The 5,302-nt window shown below is 36.2% G+C and carries 8 protein-coding genes; all 8 read left to right on the forward strand.

Annotation, left to right across the window (positions count from 1 at the left end):
* Positions 1–552: 552 nt before the first annotated feature.
* The 8 genes from ESZ39_RS16995 to ESZ39_RS17030 all read left to right on the forward strand — a co-directional run bounded on the left by ESZ39_RS16995 (position 553) and on the right by ESZ39_RS17030 (position 5,092).
* The gene (locus ESZ39_RS16995) at positions 553–1,311 is read left to right on the forward strand and encodes a hypothetical protein (RefSeq protein ID WP_146881111.1); all 759 of its coding nucleotides are present in this window, start codon (positions 553–555) and stop codon (positions 1,309–1,311) included.
* Positions 1,312–1,422: 111 nt separating this feature from the next.
* A complete protein-coding gene (locus ESZ39_RS17000) occupies positions 1,423–1,704 on the forward strand; it encodes a hypothetical protein (protein ID WP_146881112.1) in 282 nt (93 codons plus the stop codon).
* A 135-nt stretch (positions 1,705–1,839) separates the two neighbouring features.
* Positions 1,840–2,160 (forward strand): hypothetical protein, encoded by a 321-nt coding sequence (locus ESZ39_RS17005; RefSeq protein ID WP_146881113.1) that lies wholly within the window; start codon positions 1,840–1,842, stop codon positions 2,158–2,160.
* Positions 2,161–2,289: 129 nt separating this feature from the next.
* Positions 2,290–2,562: a hypothetical protein gene (locus ESZ39_RS17010; RefSeq protein ID WP_146881114.1), complete on the forward strand. Its 273-nt coding sequence runs from the start codon at positions 2,290–2,292 to the stop codon at positions 2,560–2,562.
* Between the two features lie 113 nt (positions 2,563–2,675).
* Positions 2,676–3,095 carry a hypothetical protein gene (locus ESZ39_RS17015; protein ID WP_146881115.1) on the forward strand — a complete coding sequence of 140 codons (420 nt, stop codon included), beginning with the start codon at positions 2,676–2,678 and terminating at the stop codon, positions 3,093–3,095.
* Positions 3,096–3,476: 381 nt separating this feature from the next.
* Entirely contained in the window at positions 3,477–3,872 is a 396-nt protein-coding gene (locus ESZ39_RS17020; protein ID WP_146881116.1) for a hypothetical protein, read from the forward strand.
* An 86-nt stretch (positions 3,873–3,958) separates the two neighbouring features.
* Positions 3,959–4,333, forward strand: coding sequence for a hypothetical protein (locus ESZ39_RS17025; RefSeq protein ID WP_146881117.1), 375 nt, complete (start codon positions 3,959–3,961; stop codon positions 4,331–4,333).
* Between the two features lie 108 nt (positions 4,334–4,441).
* The gene (locus tag ESZ39_RS17030) at positions 4,442–5,092 is read left to right on the forward strand and encodes an AbiV family abortive infection protein (RefSeq protein ID WP_146881118.1); all 651 of its coding nucleotides are present in this window, start codon (positions 4,442–4,444) and stop codon (positions 5,090–5,092) included.
* Positions 5,093–5,302 lie beyond the last annotated feature (210 nt).

Below are 5,302 nucleotides of genomic sequence, written 5' to 3' on the forward strand. Positions count from 1 at the left end.
AATAAGTTGGGCTATTTGAAAGAGCGCACCTAACAAGAGTTTTCAAGTCGGACAAATTACAGTTGGCTTTTTGTTCGTGCCTCACTTATTTTAGCCAACTGCAATTTGCCGCTTAAAAGGGCGTTAGGAGTTTATGTATGGATAGGCGAATGACTCCAAAAATGTTTATTACCACTTTAATTGTTTTTGGCGTTTTACTTTCGAGCCTTTGGCTAAAAGTATTGGTCTATATTAGAGATGACAATCCTTGGGGGCATGAGAATGTATACCACCTCCCTGTGGGAACGTATCTCCTTTTAATCATGCTACTTGTAGTGACGCCTATATTCTTCATTCTTGCTTGGAAGAATCGACCCAATAAATGGCGAAAATTCAAATAGCTGCAAGGGGAGTTTCAAACTCCTAACAAGCTATTCAAGACGGACGCTAAACAGTTGGCTAGCTTCGTTCCTCGCATTTTAGCCAACAATTTATCGCCGCTTAATAGGGCGTTATGTTTCAGTGTTATCCAAAATGCTACGGAGTTAGCTAACAATATTAAAAGGAAAATTTATGAAAAAACTTACTTTAATCCTTTGTACAACTTTACTATCTGGCTGCTTTCAATCAAATGAAAGTTCTGAGCTTGTCACTAAGTACTGGGAAGCCCAACAAAAGAGGGATTTTAACCAACTAGAAGGATTATTAGCAGATCCAGAGCATATTAATACTTTAAAACATGTGAAAATTGAAGCCGAAAGTTTTACTATTTTAAAACAGGAAAATGATGGTGTGGTGACTAGTTTTAGCCGTTTTTGTTATCCTGAATTTATAGTGAAAACTGCCTTAATTGAAGTCAATGGTGTGAGTAAAGTTGATTCGAGAGCAACGATGGGGAACTTAATTAAAGCTAGTCGTAATTATGAGCCTATTAAAAAGTACTGTTATGACTTTAAAAACGAAGAGCTAACAGGGAAAATAAATGGGGAATTATGGGGAGTTAAAAAAATTGATCAGAGGGTCGTTGATTGGGGGAATAAGAAGACAATTGAGATAAGCCTGCACCCTGAAGTCTGTGATACCGAATACGTTGGCAAGTGTTTACAACCAACTATATTAATTTCTAATTTAAATTTAGAAGGAGATGGAGGAAATATGACTTCGTCAGAAAACATTACAATTCACACTCATCCATCAGATAATCAAATTATTTCAAAAGGTAGCTATCGTGTTAATCACGAAAGTGATGGCAGCACTAAAATAGAAATAAGCTTTAAATATAATGAAAATAATTATTTAAATGGTTTTGTGATTGTTAAAAATGAAACATAACAAGCCAATTAAGCAGGACTAAAAACAGTTTGCTCGGTTCCGCTTCGCTTCACATTTTAGCAAACAATTTTTAGCCCCTTATTGGGGCGTTAGCTGTACAGGAGGTACACGATGAATATCGCAAGTTTGAAGCAGTATAAAAACCTAGTTCTAATACTAATAGTTGGTCTTTTTCTAGCAAGTTGTGCATCCCAACCTACACCAAATGCATATGATCCTCCTGGTTTTTTTATGGGACTTGTACATGGTTTCTGTATTTTTTTCAGTCTGATTGCGAGCATATTTACGGATATCAGAATTTACTCTTTTCCTAACTCTGGTGGCTGGTATGATTTTGGTTTCGTTATAGGTGCTAGTGTGTTTCTCGGTGGAAGTGGAGCAAGTTCAAACTAGTACAGCTAACAAGAAAATCAACAAGGACACGTAACAGTTGGCTACGTTTCGCTTCGCTACACAATTTTAGCCAACCATTACTTAGCCTGTTATTTGGGCGTTAGGGTTTATCCAATTATAAAGGTGGATTCAGCAATGGCATTGATTACAAATATTCAGCACTTTTTGAATGAAAATGAGGAAGAGCCTGAATTAAATCCTGAAACAATGGAATTGTTAAAGTTCCTGATTGGAATTATTGAGTCAGCTTCAATAGCATATGAGCGTCCCGTAAGTTTAGCTAATGTTAACTGCCATTCTGTCACCGATGGCGAAAAATGTGATGGTGAAATAGAAGTATGGATTGATCCTGATAGCCATATAATTGGATGGGAATGCCTAGAGTGTAATGAAGAAGGAGCTATATCTAATTGGGAAGGAACTCCATGGGATAAACGGGATCCTGTGCGGCACTAAAAACCCTAACAAGAAATTAAACAAGGACACGTAACAGTTGGCTACGTTTCGCTTCGCTACACATTTTAGCCAACTATTACTTAGCCTGTTAATTAGGCGTTATATTTTAATTTACAAAGGAGTGTACTGATGGATGGCGATGTAGTATTAGATATTTTTATCTCTGGGCTAGTTTTGATTCCGGTTATTATTATGGCTATACCAAAACAGGTGGATAGGTTACTTTCCTTGTCGGGCGGTAAGCTTCAATTGACTTTCTTTCCTATAACTATCTATATCATTTTTTTATCGGGATTAGGCTCAAATTTACTTGGTCAAACAGTTGTAGGCATCGCTTTAATGTATTTCTTCTATCTTTTTGCTGCTGCGTTGGTTGCGCTAAAATCTAGACAGGCTGAGTAGCCGTCAAAATATAACAAGGCGTTCAAACGGACAAATAACAGCTGGCTGTTGTTCGTGCCTCACACATTTTAGCCAGCTATTATTTGCCGCTTAACGTGGCGTTAGGGCTATCCATGCGTAGAGTTGGTGTCTTACTATTATTATTCTTTTTTTCATACGATTCTTTCGCTTGTCGTGAATTACAATTATCCGAATCAAGTTGGGCTGAAAAATCCAATTCAGTTTATGTTGTTCGTGTCGTTGGGATTTCAGCGCCAAATTTGATTAATGCTCCATATAGCACCGATGTAATCCGTGACGCCTTGGTTACAGATAGATTTGATAAAATTGTTTCTTTAGTGGTATATGAAACTTTAAAAGGTTCAGATAAAAAACTTATGGAGGTAACTATAAATTGGTGCGGGGGCGGTGAAGTTAAGCTTGGTTTTGTGGGCGTACTTTACGGCTCAGAACAAAAATGGCATATTCAGTCAGGCTTAAGTACGGTTTCGGCATTTAAGGAAGCCCTAACAAGTTACTCAAACGGACGCTAAACAGCTGGCTAGCTTCGTTCCTCGCAATTTTAGCCAGCTATTTACCGCCGCTTAGTAAGGCGTTAGCAGGTTAAGTCAGCCGGAGATTATTAAATGGACTTTATTCTAATGACATTAGGGTTATTGCCTGCAAAGGATTTAACCGATTCAATGCAAAAATCCAAAACGTTAACAATCATGGTCGTAGTAGGACTTATATTATTTGGTGGTTTTGTCCTATTTCTAGTTCATATGGCAGGTAAGCAATAATCACAGCATGGTGTAGTAACCAGCTAACAAGAACATTAAACGGAAAATTTACAGTTGGCTGTTTTTCGTACCTCAAAATTTTAGCCAACTATAATTTTCCGCTTATGTAAGCGTTAGCAGGTAAAGGGAATTATGCAGAAGTCTTCTATTACATTTTGTTTAGCTATGTTTTTTTTGGCAGCAACCTTAACTTACATTCAATTACTCAAAATCAGTTCGGTTAACTTTTCTTTAATACTTAATGTCATAATTAGTGCTCTAATTTTTGCTGTACCATCTTCAATTGCGTTTTACTTTGGTATTAAAAAAGTTGGAGTAGTTCCAACTATTTCTAAAATCATTATGGCTGTTTTATTCGCTTATTTTATTGGTAACTCAACAATGTTAGTGTTTAACTTACGTGAAGTTAGTTGGTTTTTATTTCCTTTAACAGTTGCTGTTTTATCGTATTTAGCACCTTTACGCTTACTGAAGTCTTCAGAGGCTGTAGAGGAAGAACCTGCTAACAAGCAAATCAACAAGGACTAAAAACAGCGGGCTGTTCGCTTCGCTCCATTTTAGCCCACTTTTTTTAGCCTGTTATTTGGGCGTTATGTTTTCAATGGAGTGAGAGTTTGAATTCTAATAAATCTAAAATAATTTGGCTGAGTATCTCTACTTTATTGCTGTTTACTTATTCTGGCTTTTCTCTTTGGCTTCCACATTACGTTGAAAATCAATATGAGGAAAGTAATTCTAGAAATCTAGAAGAGCGCATATCTTTAATTGAGCAAGCAATTGATAAAGCTGAAAGCGAAGAACCCTTTGATAAATCTCAAATCGTAACCATTTTCCAATCTACTATAGAGAGTGAAATATCTACAGAGAACTATATATCAAAAATAGTTAATATTTTCACAACTGTTTCAAGTATATTAATAGGCGTTTTACTAATACATCTAGCTTCATTAATCTCAGTATTTCAAGGTCTTGTGAAAAAGAAAACATAACAAGCCAATCAAGCGGGACTAAAAACAGTTTGCTCGGTTTCGCTTCGCTACACATTTTAGCAAACAATTTTTAGCCCCTTATTGGGGCGTTAGCTGTACAAGGAAAGTATGAAGCAGGGTCTAAGTGAGTACAAATTCAAGAAAATCGCATCTGAAGCATTGAAAAACTCAATTAGGCTTCATAAAGATTCAATTCTGTTATATAAAAACTCTTCGTATCCTTCAGCGTTTCAATTGTCTGTTTTAGCTATGGAGGAATTAGCAAAAGCTAAATGGGTTGAACACTATTATACCTCCTCTATTTATAACGATGGTTTTCCTGACGAAAAATTTGAACAAGATTGGCTTAAGTTATTATATTTTCATCCAGAGAAGCAATTTGCATTTGTTGGCAGGGAAGTTACTGATTATTCTCCTAAATTCGTTGAGAAAATAAGAAGCAAAGAGTTAGAACAACAAAAACAACAAGCGACATATGTTGGCTTGTCTCGTAAAAAAAGAGCAATAGATGTAGATAGTCGTATTTCAATACCGGAAAAACAAATCTCTCAAAACTCCGCAAAACAAATGATTTCACTAATAAATCATGAGTTAATGCAAATCCATAATGTTTGTGAACAATCAGATGGATATTTCGATATTTGGGAAATGAATTTGATTATCAATGAAGATGACCACCCAATATTATTTAGGTGGCCATACAAAAGTGGTTTAAAATCTAGAAAGTGGAATAAGGTAAGTCGTGCAAAGTACAGCTAACAAGGCGTTCAAACGGACAAATAACAGCTGGCTGTTGTTCGTGCCTCACACATTTTAGCCAGCTATTATTTGCCGCTTAACGTGGCGTTATGTGTTTCTCATATTTTGGAATTAATCTACATGTTTGGAAGGTGTAAAAATTGCCGTCTTTTGAAAAACATCAATGTCCTCAAAGATAGAGACGACATGCTTGATTGCTTAAATAAACTA

Source organism: Colwellia sp. C1TZA3, from assembly GCF_007954265.1.
Classification (GTDB): Bacteria; Pseudomonadota; Gammaproteobacteria; order Enterobacterales; family Alteromonadaceae; genus Cognaticolwellia.

What these genes read in the sequence shown, in the direction of transcription:
- ESZ39_RS16995 (WP_146881111.1), top strand. Translation starts at nt 553, where the DNA reads ATGAAAAAACTTACTTTAATCCTTTGTACAACTTTACTATCTGGCTGC.
- ESZ39_RS17000 (WP_146881112.1), top strand. Translation starts at nt 1,423, where the DNA reads ATGAATATCGCAAGTTTGAAGCAGTATAAAAACCTAGTTCTAATACTA.
- ESZ39_RS17005 (WP_146881113.1), top strand. Translation starts at nt 1,840, where the DNA reads ATGGCATTGATTACAAATATTCAGCACTTTTTGAATGAAAATGAGGAA.
- ESZ39_RS17010 (WP_146881114.1), top strand. Translation starts at nt 2,290, where the DNA reads ATGGATGGCGATGTAGTATTAGATATTTTTATCTCTGGGCTAGTTTTG.
- ESZ39_RS17015 (WP_146881115.1), top strand. Translation starts at nt 2,676, where the DNA reads ATGCGTAGAGTTGGTGTCTTACTATTATTATTCTTTTTTTCATACGAT.
- ESZ39_RS17020 (WP_146881116.1), top strand. Translation starts at nt 3,477, where the DNA reads ATGCAGAAGTCTTCTATTACATTTTGTTTAGCTATGTTTTTTTTGGCA.
- ESZ39_RS17030 (WP_146881118.1), top strand. Translation starts at nt 4,442, where the DNA reads ATGAAGCAGGGTCTAAGTGAGTACAAATTCAAGAAAATCGCATCTGAA.